The organism is Bacteroidota bacterium (genome assembly GCA_013360915.1).
Taxonomy (GTDB): Bacteria; Bacteroidota; JABWAT01; order JABWAT01; family JABWAT01; genus JABWAT01.
This window is the reverse complement of sequence record JABWAT010000010.1, coordinates 1-15,597: the sequence shown is the minus strand read 5'-3', so window position 1 is coordinate 15,597 and position 15,597 is coordinate 1. Positions and strand designations below refer to the sequence as shown.

At 47.5% G+C, this 15,597-nt stretch carries 20 protein-coding genes; 1 reads left to right on the top strand and 19 read right to left on the bottom strand.

Features of this window, described 5'->3' with window-relative positions:
* Window positions 1-82: 82 nt before the first annotated feature.
* The 18 genes from HUU10_11095 to HUU10_11010 all read right to left on the bottom strand — a co-directional run bounded on the left by HUU10_11095 (window position 83) and on the right by HUU10_11010 (window position 13,177).
* Window positions 83-1,018, bottom strand: coding sequence for a GGDEF domain-containing protein (locus HUU10_11095; protein NUQ82143.1), 936 nt, complete (start codon window positions 1,016-1,018; stop codon window positions 83-85).
* A 210-nt stretch (window positions 1,019-1,228) separates the two neighbouring features.
* Window positions 1,229-1,618, bottom strand: a complete 390-nt coding sequence (locus HUU10_11090; GenBank protein NUQ82142.1) for a VOC family protein — start codon at window positions 1,616-1,618, stop codon at window positions 1,229-1,231.
* On the bottom strand, window positions 1,615-2,196 hold the full coding sequence (locus HUU10_11085) for a dihydrofolate reductase family protein (protein NUQ82141.1): 582 nt from the start codon (window positions 2,194-2,196) through the stop codon (window positions 1,615-1,617). The genes HUU10_11090 and HUU10_11085 overlap by 4 nt, the downstream gene beginning before the upstream one ends.
* Entirely contained in the window at window positions 2,193-2,678 is a 486-nt protein-coding gene (locus HUU10_11080; GenBank protein ID NUQ82140.1) for a DUF2975 domain-containing protein, read from the bottom strand. The genes HUU10_11085 and HUU10_11080 overlap by 4 nt, the downstream gene beginning before the upstream one ends.
* 57 nt (window positions 2,679-2,735) lie before the next feature.
* Window positions 2,736-3,872 carry a glycosyltransferase family 4 protein gene (locus HUU10_11075; GenBank protein NUQ82139.1) on the bottom strand — a complete coding sequence of 379 codons (1,137 nt, stop codon included), beginning with the start codon at window positions 3,870-3,872 and terminating at the stop codon, window positions 2,736-2,738.
* Window positions 3,873-4,260: 388 nt separating this feature from the next.
* On the bottom strand, window positions 4,261-4,833 hold the full coding sequence (locus tag HUU10_11070) for a dihydrofolate reductase family protein (protein ID NUQ82138.1): 573 nt from the start codon (window positions 4,831-4,833) through the stop codon (window positions 4,261-4,263).
* 235 nt (window positions 4,834-5,068) lie between these two features.
* Window positions 5,069-5,869, bottom strand: a complete 801-nt coding sequence (locus tag HUU10_11065) for a DUF4349 domain-containing protein (GenBank protein NUQ82137.1) — start codon at window positions 5,867-5,869, stop codon at window positions 5,069-5,071.
* Window positions 5,870-6,109: 240 nt separating this feature from the next.
* Window positions 6,110-6,451 (bottom strand): alkylphosphonate utilization protein, encoded by a 342-nt coding sequence (locus HUU10_11060; protein ID NUQ82136.1) that lies wholly within the window; start codon window positions 6,449-6,451, stop codon window positions 6,110-6,112.
* 58 nt (window positions 6,452-6,509) lie between these two features.
* Window positions 6,510-7,394 carry a hypothetical protein gene (locus HUU10_11055; GenBank protein NUQ82135.1) on the bottom strand — a complete coding sequence of 295 codons (885 nt, stop codon included), beginning with the start codon at window positions 7,392-7,394 and terminating at the stop codon, window positions 6,510-6,512.
* A gap of 85 nt (window positions 7,395-7,479) precedes the next feature.
* Complete coding sequence (locus tag HUU10_11050) at window positions 7,480-8,037, bottom strand: nuclear transport factor 2 family protein (protein NUQ82134.1); 558 nt, start codon at window positions 8,035-8,037, stop codon at window positions 7,480-7,482.
* Window positions 8,038-8,118: 81 nt separating this feature from the next.
* Window positions 8,119-8,604, bottom strand: coding sequence for a hypothetical protein (locus HUU10_11045; protein ID NUQ82133.1), 486 nt, complete (start codon window positions 8,602-8,604; stop codon window positions 8,119-8,121).
* 5 nt (window positions 8,605-8,609) lie between these two features.
* Window positions 8,610-8,978, bottom strand: a complete 369-nt coding sequence (locus HUU10_11040; protein NUQ82132.1) for a VOC family protein — start codon at window positions 8,976-8,978, stop codon at window positions 8,610-8,612.
* 88 nt (window positions 8,979-9,066) lie between these two features.
* Window positions 9,067-9,882 (bottom strand): AraC family transcriptional regulator, encoded by an 816-nt coding sequence (locus HUU10_11035; GenBank protein ID NUQ82131.1) that lies wholly within the window; start codon window positions 9,880-9,882, stop codon window positions 9,067-9,069.
* Between the two features lie 90 nt (window positions 9,883-9,972).
* A complete protein-coding gene (locus tag HUU10_11030) occupies window positions 9,973-10,401 on the bottom strand; it encodes a VOC family protein (protein ID NUQ82130.1) in 429 nt (142 codons plus the stop codon).
* Window positions 10,402-10,505: 104 nt separating this feature from the next.
* Entirely contained in the window at window positions 10,506-11,255 is a 750-nt protein-coding gene (locus HUU10_11025; GenBank protein NUQ82129.1) for a hypothetical protein, read from the bottom strand.
* A 20-nt stretch (window positions 11,256-11,275) separates the two neighbouring features.
* Complete coding sequence (locus HUU10_11020) at window positions 11,276-11,422, bottom strand: glycine zipper family protein (protein NUQ82128.1); 147 nt, start codon at window positions 11,420-11,422, stop codon at window positions 11,276-11,278.
* A gap of 504 nt (window positions 11,423-11,926) precedes the next feature.
* Complete coding sequence (locus HUU10_11015; protein NUQ82127.1) at window positions 11,927-12,547, bottom strand: DUF2306 domain-containing protein; 621 nt, start codon at window positions 12,545-12,547, stop codon at window positions 11,927-11,929.
* Between the two features lie 264 nt (window positions 12,548-12,811).
* On the bottom strand, window positions 12,812-13,177 hold the full coding sequence (locus HUU10_11010) for a hypothetical protein (protein ID NUQ82126.1): 366 nt from the start codon (window positions 13,175-13,177) through the stop codon (window positions 12,812-12,814).
* Between the two features lie 231 nt (window positions 13,178-13,408).
* Between HUU10_11010 and HUU10_11005 the strand changes: the two genes are divergently transcribed.
* Window positions 13,409-15,037, top strand: a complete 1,629-nt coding sequence (locus HUU10_11005) for an IS1182 family transposase (protein ID NUQ82125.1) — start codon at window positions 13,409-13,411, stop codon at window positions 15,035-15,037.
* 274 nt (window positions 15,038-15,311) lie between these two features.
* On the opposite strand, the gene HUU10_11000 is transcribed toward HUU10_11005, so the two are convergent.
* A partial coding sequence (locus HUU10_11000; protein NUQ82124.1) for a cation-transporting P-type ATPase occupies window positions 15,312-15,597 on the bottom strand: 286 nt, incomplete at its 5' end.

Sequence of the window (15,597 nt, the reverse complement as noted above, 5' to 3'; positions counted from 1 at the left end):
AAAGCGGAGGTGATTGATTGCGTATTCTTTGTACCGCTCTGATGGTGTAAGGACCCTGTCTGCCTTTTTAAAACGGCGGTCATCAGAGTGCTGGTTGCTTCCTTGAAAAAACGGTAACCCTGTTTTTGCCTTCATGTTTCGAAATATACAAGGCGTCATCTGCATTTTTTATCAGTTCAGTTTTTGTCATGGTTCCCGAATAGGTGGAAATTCCGATGCTGACGGTTACTTTCAATTGATCAGAAAAGGATGTCTCGATGCTTTCACGTATCCGGCCTGCAATTTCCTTTGCCAGATGAACCCGGGTATGCGGAAGTAAGACCATAAATTCCTCTCCACCAAATCGTGCACAAACATCCAGATCTCTCAGTGAAAGATTGATCAGATTAGACAGACGGACCAGTACCTCATCTCCTTTTTGATGCCCATACCGGTCATTGATGCGTTTAAAATCATCAATATCAATCAGAAGCAACGAAAATATGGTACGGTAGCGTTTGAACCTGCTGATTTCCTCTTCGATCTTGATAAAAAGATACTGCCGGTTATATAATTTTGTCAGCAGATCCACAGAGGTCATTTCAGCGATTTTTCCAATGAAACTTTCCCCGATTAATTTCGGATGCTGAATTTCACTTCTGATATTGGTCAGATAATCCAGCGTGGCAACGGTGATTTCTACATTCCTTCCAAGTACCCGGCACAGATTGGCTTTATGCTCAATGATCTCGTTCCACAAGGTTTTTGCCTCCCTGATGTCAAATACCTTATGGCAGATATAAAACAGTAATTTAACATAAAGATCACCCCCGGTTTCCTTCAGTAAGGAATCGTACAGTTCCTTTTCTTCAGGGGTCATCGATTTATCACCCGCAATTCCCGATATAAATTCAAACGTAAATATCTTGTTATTGATTATCTCAAATAATTTATTCTCATTGCTCAGATCACTCTTCATGGCTGCGAGCACTTTCTTCCGGTTTGATGAGGGTGTGTCCCATGAGTAAAACGTGGACATCAACTGGCAGATCCTGCTTTTGCGAATGACCCGACCTAACCATCGGCGGGTAACCAACCTGGCTGGTAAAATCGGAGAGCAGGCCTGATGTCAGGTTTTTAAACGTCATGAAGGGAAAAGGATTTTTTCAAAATGCACAAACAGGGTCCTTTGTCGAAAATTCCGGGTATACCGATAAAGATGTGATATTCCTGATTGTTTTACTCTCCCTCAGATCGTGATTTCAATCCGGTTGCCCTCGGGATCGGGTACCACACTTTCAAAATAACCATCTCCCGTGGTCCTCGGCTCTCCGATGATGGAAAAACCATCCTGTCTGAGGCGCTCCGTCAGTTCCGTCACCCGCTCCCGGCTTCCCACCGACAAAGCCAGATGAACCAGTCCCTGATAATGAAGGCCCGGATCCCGCGGCAATTCCTGAATGCCCGGCCGGGTCATCAGCTCCAGCCTGGACCCACTCTCAAATTCAAGAAAGTACGATTCAAATTCCGTAACCGGATTCCGGTACTTGCGTCCTGCTTTCGCACCGAAGTATGTTTCATAAAACGTTCTCATTTGCTCCAGATCCCGGGTCCAGATGGCAATGTGTTCAATTTTCATGGTTCAGTATTTTTACCGGAATCAGTTAACGGTTGACCGGGCTGATAAACAAGCAGAACCGCGCCCGACCCGAACGTACGGGTTCTAACCAATGTCAGGTTCCGGTGGCCACCCAGGTCCCTGAAAAGCGGCAATCCGCCTCCTGCCAGCACCGGATGGAGACAAATCTGATACTCATCAATCAGATCTGCCCCGGTCAGTTGAACGATCAGACCCGGACTGCCCACATACAGGTTTTTTCCCGGTTGCTGCCTGAGTGATTGAACCGTTTCTGTCAGCGGGGCAGTGGCAAGCGTCGCACTGGCCCAGCCGGTCTCTTTCAAGGTGCGGGAAAACACCAGCTTGGGCACCCGGTCGATGGCCCTGGCAAATGCATCCATCGAAGGTTCACCGGATGGATTCGATAAAAGAGTCTGCCAGTATTGCATCAGCTGATAGGTGGTCCGGCCGTACAGAAGAAGGCCGGCTTCATCGAGCAATCCGGCATAATACCGGTGGATCTCTTCATCCGGATCGACTGCTGTGTGGTCACAGTACCCATCCAGCGTCATGTTGATGGCCGCAATCAGTTTTCTCATCGCCCCTGATCTCCTGTCTCCTTGTCTGATTTTAACCGCACTCCTTCCCCAAGAGTCCCTTTCAGTACCGTGGCACCAGCCAGCAGGGTTGCTGCAAACAACGCGGAAAAAAGTCCCATTGCCACACCGCCTGCCCGGTCATCTGTTGTGTTCATCAGGATGATACCTTCCCCGGTTACGACGAAACAGAGCAGGAGGACGCCACAGACCTGAATGATCCGGATGGTCCTCAAAGCTTCCTTCGTGAAAACAGAACCGGTCCGGGCCTGGTTCAGCTGTCTCAGAATCTGATATCCGCCCACAAAAAACGGAATGGATCCGATATAGACGAAAGCCAGAAACGGATCCGTAAAGTAAATCTTAAAAACGGTTGAATGAACATGTCGTCCTTCCAGATGCGGTTCCCACAACAGGAAGACCAGGGTTCCGGCACAAATGATCAGAACAATCACTTGCAAAACGAGGAGAGACAGATTTTTCATTTAGCTTTCAGTAAAGTGTCTGGTGGTCCGATGGAGGTTCCGGTGGCGATTGATCTGTCACAGTTCACCCAGAATCTTCATGATTCGTTTTCCCGAAACGGACCAGTTTAACCGGTTTTGATACTCGCCAAAAGACGATAAACACAAGGAGCGGTATTCTGCCTTGTCAGAAAAAACAGCAGCAATATAATCACACAGGCACGTCATTTCTTCCGGCAGGGAGAACAGATGTCCGTTAATGTCGTTTCGGATGATGGTGGGAATTCCTCCGACCTTGGTGGAAATACAGGGAAGACCAAATGAGTTTGCCTCAGAATAGACAACGGGTGTGCAGTCAGCCAGGGTGGGAAGCAGCAGAAAATGACAGGTCCTGAATAACTGCTCCAGTTCACTGAGACCTGCACAGGTACATTTGCTGATGTATCCATGATTGATGATCGTATCGGGGTTGATAGTACAGGGAATTCGCTCGGACCCAACTGTGTGCAGAATGGTTCTGATCCCCGATGCATTTAACCGGTTGGTGATTTCAACGGCCTGATCGCCTCCCTTTCTTTCCCACTCCACGCCGATAAATAAAAGATCAAGCCGGTCCGTATTCCGTCTCTGAACCAGATCGGACACGTCGCTCAAAGTCCGGTTTCCGGGCAGATTGGATCCGAAGGGAACCACCTGAATTTTTTCGGGAGAAATTCCATAAGTGTGAATGGCGCTGTCTGCTGCCCACTGGGATGAATAAATAATCAGGGAGGCGGTCTCCAGGGAAATTTTTTCAAGCTGGTGACCATGCCGGATCGTTTCGCTGCTCAGATCTGAAAAGCTGCTGTAGAAATTGATCAGTGAGGCAAAGGTGGCGTCTGTGTAGATAACTTTTGGCAGATGCGTTTCCAATAAGGCTACCGGTATGGATCCGGGTGAAAAAACAAGATCCGTATCTGGCTTCAGCCGGTTCAGAATGTGGTGGGCGTATTGCCTGGCAACAAAGGGTTCGCGGTCTAAATCAAAATGCAGGGATGAAAGATGGCGGTAATATCTCAGTTTCAGTCTGATAAGCAGATTCAGACTGAAATGGAGATTACCAATGAAATCAAGGTCTGCCTCCTGCGATTCCAGCATCCGGGCAATGGAACAATCAAGACCAGACCAATGGCTGATGTCCAACGCATCATGGATGGTGGTATAGGCAATCTTCATGATTCAATGAATCCATTTTCGCTGACCGTAGGTGAAGTTCCCTTGACGGATTGGCGGGATAGCACTGGGTATTCTTTGCCCGTTGCAGGCAGGTTGCAAAGGAGGAGGGACTGAAAAATCGGATGAAACTGACTGAAGAATGCTCACCCTTCCCGTTCCGTCGGGATGATTACCGGCTGATGAAAATAATCCGTTTCTGAAAATAGGGTGTTTTCAGATGAATAGGGATCAGAAACCGAAGGACAGAAGGTTAACTTACGTTCACCAATTGCAAGTGGATGTATGGGGGTAGAGGCGCTGTCATTTTCCGGAAAAGGCGCGTTTATTCAGATTATCGGGAATCTGGTCAGACGATCCAAAGCCGGATCCGGGCCCGGAAAATGGGTCATCAGACTCTTTTTACCATGTAACTCAGTTCTGTCACCCCGCATGCAAACGGTTTGGTGGCAATCAGTGACAAAGTGGCTTTTGCGCTTTTACCGGTGAACAGCGGAATTCCCTGTCCCAGAATGATCGGATTCACAAACAGCCAGTATCCGTCAATCAGGTCTGCCTCAATAAGTGCGTGGGTGGCAGACGGACTCCCGAACACGAGTATTTCGGAACCCGGTTGATTTTTAATGGCCCGGATCTGCTCCGAAAGCCGGTCCCTGATCACCGTCGTATTCGTCAGTTCATCTGCTTTCAGTGTGGTGGAGAGAACCACCTTGTGAACGTCGCGGTACCATGCCGAATGTTCAATGTCGTGGCGGGTTGCATTGGGTTTTGTACCAGCCGTGGGCCAGTAACTTTCCATCATCTGCCAGGTGACCCGACCATACATTGAAGTGTCGGTTTGCCGGATCCGCTGACCCACATGATCAAAAATGTCCTGATTCACGGTGATCCAGTTCATTTCGCCATTGGGTCCGGCCACGAAGCCATCCAGAGAAATATGCATGAAAGAAATGAGAGGTCGCATGGTAGTGTCTTGTTGTTGAATTGAGTTTAAAGTGATTTGATTGATTCAAATCAAACTGATCTCGATCCGGTATTGGTCACTGATGAAATTGTCAGAAGTGATCTATTCATTTCAGAAATACAATTACCCAGATTAAGTCTTATTTTAGAAAGTGATAAAACACCAAACTGATTTTGAACTGGTCCCATAAAAAGTTTGATTCTGGAAGTATCTGAATAGAATAATTTGAACCACCCTATTTTTTGTCTTGTGTTCTTTTATAAAGCCGATATATAAATACTCCAACAAGAATAAGGAGGAATAGGGACCAAAGGTGTGCTAATCCGACCATAATCATTAGCAGGATGTCCCACCCTTTAGCGAATGCTTGAATGATTCCTGAATAAAATTCAAAGGTGGTATTGGAATGTTGGTAAAATTCGACAGTCAGGGTGCTGTAGGCAATAGAATCTTTAAGGTACCGGAGCCTCCCCTCGATTGAATCGATCTCCAACCGGATGGCGCCGATTTCCTTTTCGGTTTTCAAAATGTCTTCAACCGTGTTGGCCTTCTTTAAGATCTCTTTGAATCGGTTCTCAAGTTCTCTTTTTGATTGAAGTCGGGCTTCGATATCAACATATTCTTCTGTTACATCTAAAAGATTGATGTTCTTTCTATCCAGTTTATCTGCATGTTGTGAAAGTCGTGAAAGGAGAAAATCAAATCGGTTTGCAGGAACGCGAATGACCATTTTATATGATAATTTGCCGTCGTGGTCAAACTGATTTTCCTTCGAAACATAAGCGCCGGTCTCATTTACAGCCTGGCTTATCGCTTCTCTTGTTTCCCGAATGTCAGCAGTTCCAAAGCTGATTTCACCTTCTTTGATTATTTTCCTGTCTTCAGGCAGGTCGCCGAAGTCATCTTGAAGCTGAGAGTTGGTTGAAGATTGACTCTGAATAACATTGGCAGTAATTGGTTCATGATTTTCTTTTGTGCTGCATGCGCTCAAAGGCATCAGGAACAGCAGAGTTGGTAGCAGGAAATGTCGGTTCATGGCTTTCTTACAACTTTAATGATAAGTGATGAATATACACGATAAATATGTTGGTCAAAAAAGGCAGATTGGTTGTTTAACAGAACGGTCCCTGCTGAAATCTGCTTTCAAAATCCGAAGACGAGGAAGGCTTTTCAAAGTACAGAAATTTTAGAATACGCACAAGAACAACCGGTCAGTCAGTACCAGCTTGTTTCTCATGCCTCTCGGCATCCTAAATAGTTCCGGAGAAAAAGGATCTCATGTCGCCTTCTTTACAAACTCCGATTTGAGCGCCATCGATCCGAATCCATCTATTTTACAATCGATGTTATGATCTCCATCGCTGAGCCGGATGTTTTTCACTTTGGTCCCGGCCTTAATTGGTTTTGGAGCACCCTTTACCGGTAAATCTTTCACCACTACAACGGTATCTCCATCCTGCAGAACCGTCCCGTTTGCATCTTTGACCACCAGAGAATTTCCCTGGTTTTCTGCCGGATTCCATTCATGGTTACAATCCGGACAGGTGTACCGGTCATCGCCCGAGGCATAACCGTAGGGGCATTCACAATGAGGGCAGGGTTTTAAATCGTCTGACATGGTTTTTCAATCTGATGTGGTTAAAAAATAAACGATCATTTCCAATTCGGGTTCCGCGTCATTCCATCCCGGTTAACTGGTCGAATTCGATCAGATCGAACTCGGGCGAACAATTAAAAAAATACCGCAGAATGGAGATATGGCCCGAACCAAACAGAACCAGAATCCGGTCATTTTCGGTGTAATCAATGGATTTGATGTTTTTGAAAATCCGGAGATTCCGGTTCATCCAGAACATCGAAAGTGCATCCGGACCTTCGAACTGATCCGATTCAAATTGTCCGCCCGCAATATAGGATCCGAAACCGCGGTCCAATGCCTTTTCCGAATTCATCATTAAAAAATTTTCCAGCAGGGTGTGAGTCAGCCGGAAACGATCCTGAAACCGGTAATACTCGGTATAGCGTTTTGAAACGGGATCATCCCCGCCGAAATAATGTCTTTCCAGCAGGGCGTCTGTGTACTGGAACGGTCTCGTGGTATCCCTTGTATCACTCAGTTCAAGTAACAGGGGATAGGCATCGACACCGTACAACGTGTCCAGCGAAAACTGATCCATCAGCCGGAAGGCGATCTGATCAATTTCCGATGCTCTGAGCGGATGGGTGCCCTTCTTCCAGCGTTCATACCGGCGGATGAGATAACCACTGTTCTGGCCGCCTTCAACGGCAATTTTGGTGGGTCTGAACCGGGCGATATACTGCACCAATTCCTGCAATTCGGCCTGTCTTTTTTCCGAGAAAATATTCACCCGCTCCTGTTCGGTGGTGAGGTGGGCATCCAATCCGGGATAATCGAAATGCCAGGTTCCGACCAGCAGAACTTTGGGCAAGGTCCGGTTTCCAACCAGAATGGAATCGGGATCGAACGACCGGGCGGATTGTGCCAGGCTTCCGCTGGCTACCAGGGTGATGATGGCAAAAAGGGGGACCAATCGGGTCATGGGGTGCCTGTTTGGGTGGAATGATAGTGGATGGTCGGTGAGACCGATCGGGAATGGACCAACAATGGTTGATGAATGTATCCGGTCAAAACGGCTGCTCTTTCTGTTGCTGTCGGACTCCCGGATCCGGCAGCTCGGTTTGACCACCAGCATCCGTTTCAGTTTCCTGATGATCATAACTGAACCCACGGCTGAGTTTCCAGTCGCCGCCGGTTAATAGCCAGACATGGATAAACTGAGCCACACTCGTCAGGCGGTCCGGTTGATCGGGCCGTACGGCGTAAAACCGATGCTCCCCTTGCTGGATAGCTCCGTACAGGATGCCATTTTTTTTCAAAGGATAGACAACCAGACTGGATTCCACCAGTTCCCGGCGTGGTCGGTAATTGAGCTTGCACAACCCATCACGGATGCCATCAATAAAAGCGGATTTCGTGGCGGTGATCCCGGCCTGATCATGATAAAATTCAAAATCCGGATGTACCACTTGTTCAAACTGATGGATGTCGCAGGTATTAAACCCAACAGTGAACAACAGACTGTCTCTGGCTTTCAGGATTTGAAACAGGTCGGCGGATTGGGCGACCTGTGCGGTGAGTGTGCCTGCAAACAGGAGGCCGGTTATACAGAAAATGGTTCGCATCAGAGGAATCGGGTTGGTCCGGTTAAATTGCGAATATATTCCCGGACCGGTTCCCGAACAATGATAGGCTGAATTCCCTGATTACTTCTCCCGTGCCATGGGATAGGATTGCTTGCGAAGCTGACCCCCTGCCTCACCTGAAATGGTGGCAACGATGGAATCGGCAGCGATCCGCCGGTAAGCGATTCGTTGCGGAAAATCATGGGCCGGATTTTCGAAGGTCATCAGGGTATCAGACAGATGGGTGGAATAAAACCGGACCGGCTTTCCCTGATTCTGATTGAAAATGGTGGGTACGTAAAAAATCGTGTCCCGGATAGAAATGATCTGCATGGTTTCGAAAACAAGGGTGTCGCCGTTCTTCAGATAATAACTCCGGCCTGAAAGACTCGAGTCAGGTGACAGCATCCACTGCTCATACATCCGGCCCTTTTTGGTTTGGATTCCCCAGGTGCCGATCAGCCAGTTTGCCTGCACCGGTTGCTGAGAGATACTGCCGGTTTTTCCGCCAACCGGATACTGGATTGTAGCAAAACCCAGTGCCAACAGAATAAAAATGGTTTTCATTGTCCTCACCCAATCGAATGAATGGCAATCAGATTGCCTTCGGTGTCAATAAACTGACTAAAATACCCCATCTCCGGGGAAATCAGGGTTTTAGGAATCCGGATCGTTCCGCCATTGGCAACAATCCGGTCCAGAATGGGCTGCAAATCGGCACCTCCGTTCAGGTAAACAACCGTTCCGGTTGCCGATGGCTGATAACCCGGACCCTGAACAATGGCTCCGGATACGGCAAGTCCATCGGATGGGAAGAATCCCATCATGGTTCCATGCATATCGGCTTCGGTTATATCAATGCTCAGAATGGCCCGGTAAAATGTGACGGCGCGATTAAAATCGGCGGCCGGTATCTCAACCCAGTTGATCAGATTTTCCATTGGTGTCCTTTGTGTTTGGATAACTGCAAAGGTGCAACCAAACGGCAAACCGGAATTGTAAAAATGCGACAACGGAACCGGAGCGTCGTTATTGATGACCGTAGAAGAGAGCCGACAGAACCAGATGATCCTTGAAAAAGTCACCCGGTGTGGTGCCGGTGAACGCTTTAAAATCACGGATGAAATGGGCCTGATCATAATAGTTGTGCTCATGGGCCAGGGCTGTGAGGGGGCCCGCCTGATTGTTAAGCAGCAACTTGAGTGTCGCGTGAAACCGGATCAGTCTCGATAGTTGCTTCGGACTCAGTCCGATTGTGGTCGCAAACCGCCGCTCCAGTTGCCGTCGGTTGATTCTGGATTGTTCCGACAGATCGCTGATGGGCAATTGTCCGCTGGCTGCCATCATGAGTTCAATGGTGGCTTTGACCAGACGGTCAACGGATTGGCTTCCGGATAGCCGCGACCTCAGAAAGGAAACAGCCAGTGATTGCCGTTCCACATTGGATTGAGCAGATCGGATCTGATTGTCCAGGTGGGTTCCCTCGGGCCCGAACAATTCGTCCAGCGGAACGGCTCTGTTCTCAAGCTCCAAAAGAGGAAGGGAAGAAAAGGGAAGAAACCCGTCAGGCAGAAACCGTACCGCAAAAATGTGGGTCCGCCCCGTCGGTTCAATCCGGAGTGGTTTGGTCAATTGACCGAAAACGAAGGATCTGGGTTGGATAATACAGGTGGTCTCATCCAGGTACTGCCGGTACAGGTCGCCCAGATGAACAATCAGCTCCATGCACCCATCGGGAACAATGGTCTGAATGCCCGGTGGTTCACCGGCTTCATCCTCCAGCGTCCAGAAACAGGCCACAACCGGTTGCAGATCTTCCGGTGGATCAAATTGCTGGTATTTCACAGTCTGCCTTCCTGTATTGAACTCGCATATCCGTTTATTCTTTGCATCAGGAAAAATTCCGGTTCAGGTGCTGCGGTGGTCTGGTGCCGTTTAGCCTCGGGAAGGACCAAAATTCACCATCCATTCAATGCCGTATTTATCCCGGAACATGCCAAAACAGATACCCGACTCACTTTCATCATAAGGAACTTCAACGGTTCCACCCGCTGAAAGACCGTTAAACAGATGCCGGGCTTCCTCCTGGCTTTCTGCGATGACCGAGATTTTGCTCCGGTTTTCGTTTTCATTGGTCCGTCCCATCACTTCAGGCACGTCATTCCCCGATAGTAACACCGAACCAGCCGATAGCGAAATATTCATGAGTTTATCCGCCTCCCGTTCCGAAACCGGAAACTCCTCACTTGCCAGATCTTTGAACCGGACCATGTGGATGAGTTTTCCGCCAAAGACCGACTGGTAAAAGCGAAAGGCCTCTTCGGCGTTACCGTTAAAATTGATGTGCGGATGGATGGTGGCCATGGGGATTCCTGTGTGGTTTGAATTTAAAGTGGTTGGTTGATTTCAATCAATCTGATCTCGATCCGGCTTTGATCAATGTTGAAATAATCAAGTGAAATAAAACCTTAGGTGGTATTGAAGCAAGCAATCAGAGCAGTCGAACCAAGGTTGGTCATGGCGGTCGCCCGGACCTCGTGGCAGGGAAGCAATCCCAAGGCGGTGGATACCCGTTTTTCCCCGGTAATGCCATACCGGTAAGTTGCCTGTTGTTTGCCGGAGTACGCAACGATCCGGCTGTCTGACCATCGTTCGCTGATATCACCCAATGCCCAGGTCCAGGTTGTTTGCGGGTTGGGGGGTAATTTGATGTAGGGAAACGGACTGAATTGCAGAACCGACAGGTACTTGCCACGGAAGGGGTGAAACCAAACATTCAACGGGTTTTCGATCAGGCCGGTGGACCCTTCAAACAGTAATCGGGTAGCGGAATAATAGCGTTGTTCAAGGATGGTCTGGCTGTAAGTGGGAAACAGGGCATCCAACCCGCCATATCCTTCCAGAATCTTCATGCTTAAAAACTGAATAGTCAGACTGTCTGCTTCGCGGTGATTAACGAGCGTCCAATTGGATGTCTTTGTGTCACCAGACCTGGTCACCCGCACCAGCAACGTGTCATGCTGCTTCATGATGCGATAAGAAAATTTAAATTCCATTCCCGGTTTATAAATCCGGTTGTCCCTGTTAAAGAAATGCGGATTGTTGAGATCGGCTGAATCGGGAACTTCGAAAAACAGACTATCCTGATGTTGGTAGTGCTGTCCGACAACCGTCCTGAAAGCCATACATATACCAACGATGACGATGGTCCATTTCATTTCAACGGTTCGACGGTTTACTAGTCCTTTTTCTTGACTGCAAAGTCAAAAATTGCACCAATTGCGACGCCAATCGCAAGACCGATGGCAATACTCAGGGACATGTTCCCCGAGTGATAGCCGTATGCTGCGCCAAAAGCGACGCCAATTGCGGCTCCGATTCCAATCCCATTTCCTGGGTTTTTCTTTTTCTCAGACATATTGATTTTGCTTCCAAAGTAATGAGTTGTTAATTAACTGAATTCCAACCGGAGACAATAGAAGGAAACACCTGTCCGAAGGAAGAACACCATCAGACTGAATGACCGGCAGGGTAGAAATTGACGGTTACTCATCACCCAATCAGGCCAATAAATAAATCCACCACTGCCGTTTCGTGTTTTCCCTTGCCTATCCTGTAAGCAAAATTCCATGCCAGACAGGTTAACCAATTGTTTCAGACTTTCAAAACGTCGTGCAACACCCCGGTCGGTTAAAAGTAGGGACCGGTTGTAAGTCGTCCAAACGAATCAACGAAACATTCCATTATTCATTGAATCTGTCTTTCATGCATCATGATGGAGCAGCAATCGGATGGATACTGTTTTAGCTTGAAGATGCTGTTGGTACAAAACAAAATTTTATTTGCAATGATGCCACTAAACCAGGAACAAGTTGGTTAAAGATGACTGTTAGTGGGCCTGAGTCGAAATAACGTCTTGCCGTGTGATAACCCATGCCACCAGTATATTCGGAACCCAGCAAAGCCAGGCAACCAGTCGATAGGCCGTTTCAAAATCACCTGTCAGCCAGATGAGGAGCGGCAGTTCGATCCGCAGAGTCACCGCCGAAAAGCAGGCCGCATAGCTGACGATCATCAGGCGCTGATGCTGCACAACCTGCCGGTGCTGGATGGCCCGGTAAGCCAGGGTCGTGGTCAGAAACCAGATGAGTCCCAGGCTGATGAATCCCAGTGAACTGATCAGTCCGCCCGTTGCAAAAAAACCGATATAAATCCCCGCCAGTGAACTCATGCAAGCAGCGATCAGATAGGCCTTTCCGGTTTGTCTGTGCAGCTCCAGGTGGCGTGCGCGCCAACTGGCATGGAACTGGGTCCAGCCGATAAGCAGGGCCATACCGCCGGCGAGAATGTGTGTATAAAAGCCCAGTTTCCAAAGGGGATCGGCCAGCAATCCGGTGGATTTGGTGGTGAGCAGTCCGACCGGCTGGTCGATGAACAAATAAAACAGCGGATAAACGCCAATGGATATAGCAGCAAGAACGAAGATCACCCAGAATGCGTTGCGGGTCATGGGTCGATCCGGTCAGATGGCAACCGATGAGTCAACGGTCTGGATTGAAAAATCATACCCTGAAAAAACCGATGGTTGATGAAGCTGACGACTTGAATTGAACTGGTTTCTGATTGACATGTTAAAATGAACGTTTTGCAGCTACCCGAAGGGCGGGACTTTTACCACAAAACTTGATTTGAAAAACTAATGTTTGATTAACCACTAAACTGTCTTTGGAACACGAAATCCCGCCATTTGGGTAGGTGCTGTTATAGGCAGCTTTTATAGTCCGTGTAAAATTGTTTGCCATTTTGTCAATAGGTCTGATGGAAGTTTTACGGTCGATAAGTCAAGTTTTAATAATTGTTCAACTTTATAAGAATTAAAAAGAAATAAGCTCCATTGTGCATCTATGTCGTTTAGTAATTCCTCCAAATTGTCGTCAACAGGCTTTCCTTTGTCAAATGAGTCAATGCAAAACATGTGAAACTTACTAGCCCAATTTGAAAAGTCTTGATGCGTATAGGTTGTGTCATTGGAAATTAGTTTGTCAAGAAGTAGTTTTAAATTCTCTTTATTGAATTCAAGTGGAATTTCCTTTGCTCCAGTTTCTAGTAGTCCACCACCTTTTGTTATTATAAATGTCATTGTTTATTGTCTGTCTTTAAAGTTGCCTATAACGCGAAGGTGGCGATTTAACCACAAATGTTCATACGAAGCACACACTTCAAATTTACGAAAAACTGTCATACGAAGCACTGAACCGCCACTTTTGCCAAACGCCTGTGCCTGTTGCACAACTAGCTTAAGATGCCAAAAATGCCGGGAAAATCAAATACCCGGTCAGGGAAGGATGGGTGAAAAGCGGTATCTTTGCCTATGCAAGGAAAACATCACCACCAACCCCGGTTATTTGTTCCCGTCACGCTCGATTCTCTGGTCCCGGAAGATAACATTTATCGTCAGCTGGATTCAGCCCTGAATTTACAATTTCTCTACAAGGAAACTGAGTCGTTTTATGGTACCGAGGGACAGCCATCCATTGACCCAACTGTCTTTTTTAAAATTCTTCTGGTCGGTTATCTGAACAATCTGCAAAGTGACCGGAAACTCATTCAGTTTTGTGCCAATAGTCTTGATGTGCGCTGGTATCTGGGGTATGAATTAGATGAAGCGCTGCCATGGCATTCCACAATCTCCAGAACCCGTGCCTTATTTGGTGAGGAAATTTTTCTGAAATTATTTCGTCAGGTTTTAAGTCTGTGTGTTCAGAAAGGGATGGTGCGGGGAAAACGTCAGGCTGTGGATTCTGCATTTATCAAAGCGAACGCCAGTCTGGACAGTCTGAAGGAAAAGGAAATTGTTGGAGATGGTGAAGCCTGGGCGGATGAACTGGATTCCAACTCAGAATTTACGGTATCGCAACAACGAAAGAACCTTGTCGATAAGCATCATCAGTGGAAGAAGCAGGCCTACCGTGACATGCCCGGTCATTCGGCCGCGGCCAAACGGGAACGCCTGGAAGCTGCCTCAAAGGAAGAAACCGATGACAATGGCAACCGGATCCGGGGAAAATATCTGAGCAATCATACGCACTACAGCCCCACCGATCCGGATGCACGGATCAGCGTGAAGCCGGGCAAGGCCCGTCAGATGAACTATTTCGGGCAGTTGGCTGTGGATGATGCCCATCATGTCATTACCGGTGCCACGGCCGATTTTGCCGATCAGCGCGACAGCCAATGCCTGGAAAAGATTGTGGAACTGGCCACCTCCCATCTGGAGGAAAACGGACTGAAGGCAGAGCAGATTCTGGCGGATGCCGGTTATAGCAGCGGAGAAGCGCTTGAGTATCTGAACCGCAAGGAGTTGGATGCCTGGATACCGAATTTCGGGCAGTACGTTCCGCAGCGGGACGGATTTGAATATAACCGGGAACTGAACCGGTATGAATGCCGGAAACCGGGTGGCAAAGCCGCCAACCTTGAGTACAAGGGAGAACGGCCTGTCTCGAAAGGATATATCAAACGGACATACCGTGGCAGCGAAAGCGATTGCGGAAAATGTCCGTTACGGGCGGAATGTTGTGGAGCAGCCACCCGTTTCAAGAAGATAGATGACAGCATCCATAAGGAACTCTATGATGCCATGCACCGGAAATTGACGGGCAATCCGAAAACAGCCAGAAAAATGAGCCGGATACGGAGTAAAACGGTGGAGCCTGTGTTGGGTACCTTGCTGAATTTCACCTCGATGCGACGGGTACATACACGGGGAATTGAAGGAGCCACCAAGCATGTCTTAATGGCCGCGCTTACCTACAATCTGAAAAAATATCTGAAATGGGTGAGAAAAAATCCGGTGGTAAGTAAACCGGTTGAAAAGCTGGTTAAAAAAGGAGCTAAAATGAAGGAATTATTTTCATTTTCAAGGTATTCATCGATTATAAATACCTGTGGAAAGAACAGGACGATATATCAAAATAAGCAGATTAACTATTTAGTCTGATTATTTTCAGAAAACGGGTGAAAATCATGGATTTTTGAAGGTAGTTGTGCAACAGCTACCGCTGTTATCAGCTGCCCTTCTGTCTGTCAGAAGTGTTGTCGTTGTTGAATATACACTGAATTGTCCAAGTTGTTTACGGTCTGGTCTGTGGTAAACGGGTGCGGTTGCTTGCACTCTCTTTTGCTTTTGCTGCGTTTGCCTGTGCTTGGTGGCAAAAGCAAATGTGAGTGCAAATGCGTGGGCTTTGTATGCACTATCGTTACGATTGCAGGTTTCACTGTCCGCTTACAATTTTATTTTCAAACTTCATCAAATTCAAACTTGTCAAAATTACTATAAGTGTTACTCCAACGTCTGCTGCAATAGCGAAAACCAAATTGCTATAACCAACGAAAGCCAATGTTATGAATATCACTTTTACTGCTATTGCTCCGATGGTGTTGAATTTTATTCTGCGTAATGTTTTTTGTGAGAGGCGAATGAGAAACGGAATGAGTGAAAGTTTATCATTCATCAAAGCAATGTTAGCGGTTTCAATGGCAGTGTCGCTACCTGCTGCT

Excerpts from the sequence above, each read along its gene's own strand:
- HUU10_11010 (NUQ82126.1), bottom strand. The coding sequence starts at position 13,177 with ATGACATTTATAATAACAAAAGGTGGTGGACTACTAGAAACTGGAGCA.
- HUU10_11075 (NUQ82139.1), bottom strand. The coding sequence starts at position 3,872 with ATGAAGATTGCCTATACCACCATCCATGATGCGTTGGACATCAGCCAT.
- HUU10_11055 (NUQ82135.1), bottom strand. The coding sequence starts at position 7,394 with ATGACCCGATTGGTCCCCCTTTTTGCCATCATCACCCTGGTAGCCAGC.
- HUU10_11030 (NUQ82130.1), bottom strand. The coding sequence starts at position 10,401 with ATGGCCACCATCCATCCGCACATCAATTTTAACGGTAACGCCGAAGAG.
- HUU10_11090 (NUQ82142.1), bottom strand. The coding sequence starts at position 1,618 with ATGAAAATTGAACACATTGCCATCTGGACCCGGGATCTGGAGCAAATG.
- HUU10_11065 (NUQ82137.1), bottom strand. The coding sequence starts at position 5,869 with ATGAACCGACATTTCCTGCTACCAACTCTGCTGTTCCTGATGCCTTTG.
- HUU10_11015 (NUQ82127.1), bottom strand. The coding sequence starts at position 12,547 with ATGACCCGCAACGCATTCTGGGTGATCTTCGTTCTTGCTGCTATATCC.
- HUU10_11050 (NUQ82134.1), bottom strand. The coding sequence starts at position 8,037 with ATGCGAACCATTTTCTGTATAACCGGCCTCCTGTTTGCAGGCACACTC.
- HUU10_11080 (NUQ82140.1), bottom strand. The coding sequence starts at position 2,678 with ATGAAAAATCTGTCTCTCCTCGTTTTGCAAGTGATTGTTCTGATCATT.
- HUU10_11025 (NUQ82129.1), bottom strand. The coding sequence starts at position 11,255 with ATGAAATGGACCATCGTCATCGTTGGTATATGTATGGCTTTCAGGACG.
- HUU10_11005 (NUQ82125.1), top strand. The coding sequence starts at position 13,409 with ATGCAAGGAAAACATCACCACCAACCCCGGTTATTTGTTCCCGTCACG.
- HUU10_11040 (NUQ82132.1), bottom strand. The coding sequence starts at position 8,978 with ATGGAAAATCTGATCAACTGGGTTGAGATACCGGCCGCCGATTTTAAT.
- HUU10_11085 (NUQ82141.1), bottom strand. The coding sequence starts at position 2,196 with ATGAGAAAACTGATTGCGGCCATCAACATGACGCTGGATGGGTACTGT.
- HUU10_11045 (NUQ82133.1), bottom strand. The coding sequence starts at position 8,604 with ATGAAAACCATTTTTATTCTGTTGGCACTGGGTTTTGCTACAATCCAG.
- HUU10_11095 (NUQ82143.1), bottom strand. The coding sequence starts at position 1,018 with ATGTCCACGTTTTACTCATGGGACACACCCTCATCAAACCGGAAGAAA.
- HUU10_11060 (NUQ82136.1), bottom strand. The coding sequence starts at position 6,451 with ATGTCAGACGATTTAAAACCCTGCCCTCATTGTGAATGCCCCTACGGT.
- HUU10_11070 (NUQ82138.1), bottom strand. The coding sequence starts at position 4,833 with ATGCGACCTCTCATTTCTTTCATGCATATTTCTCTGGATGGCTTCGTG.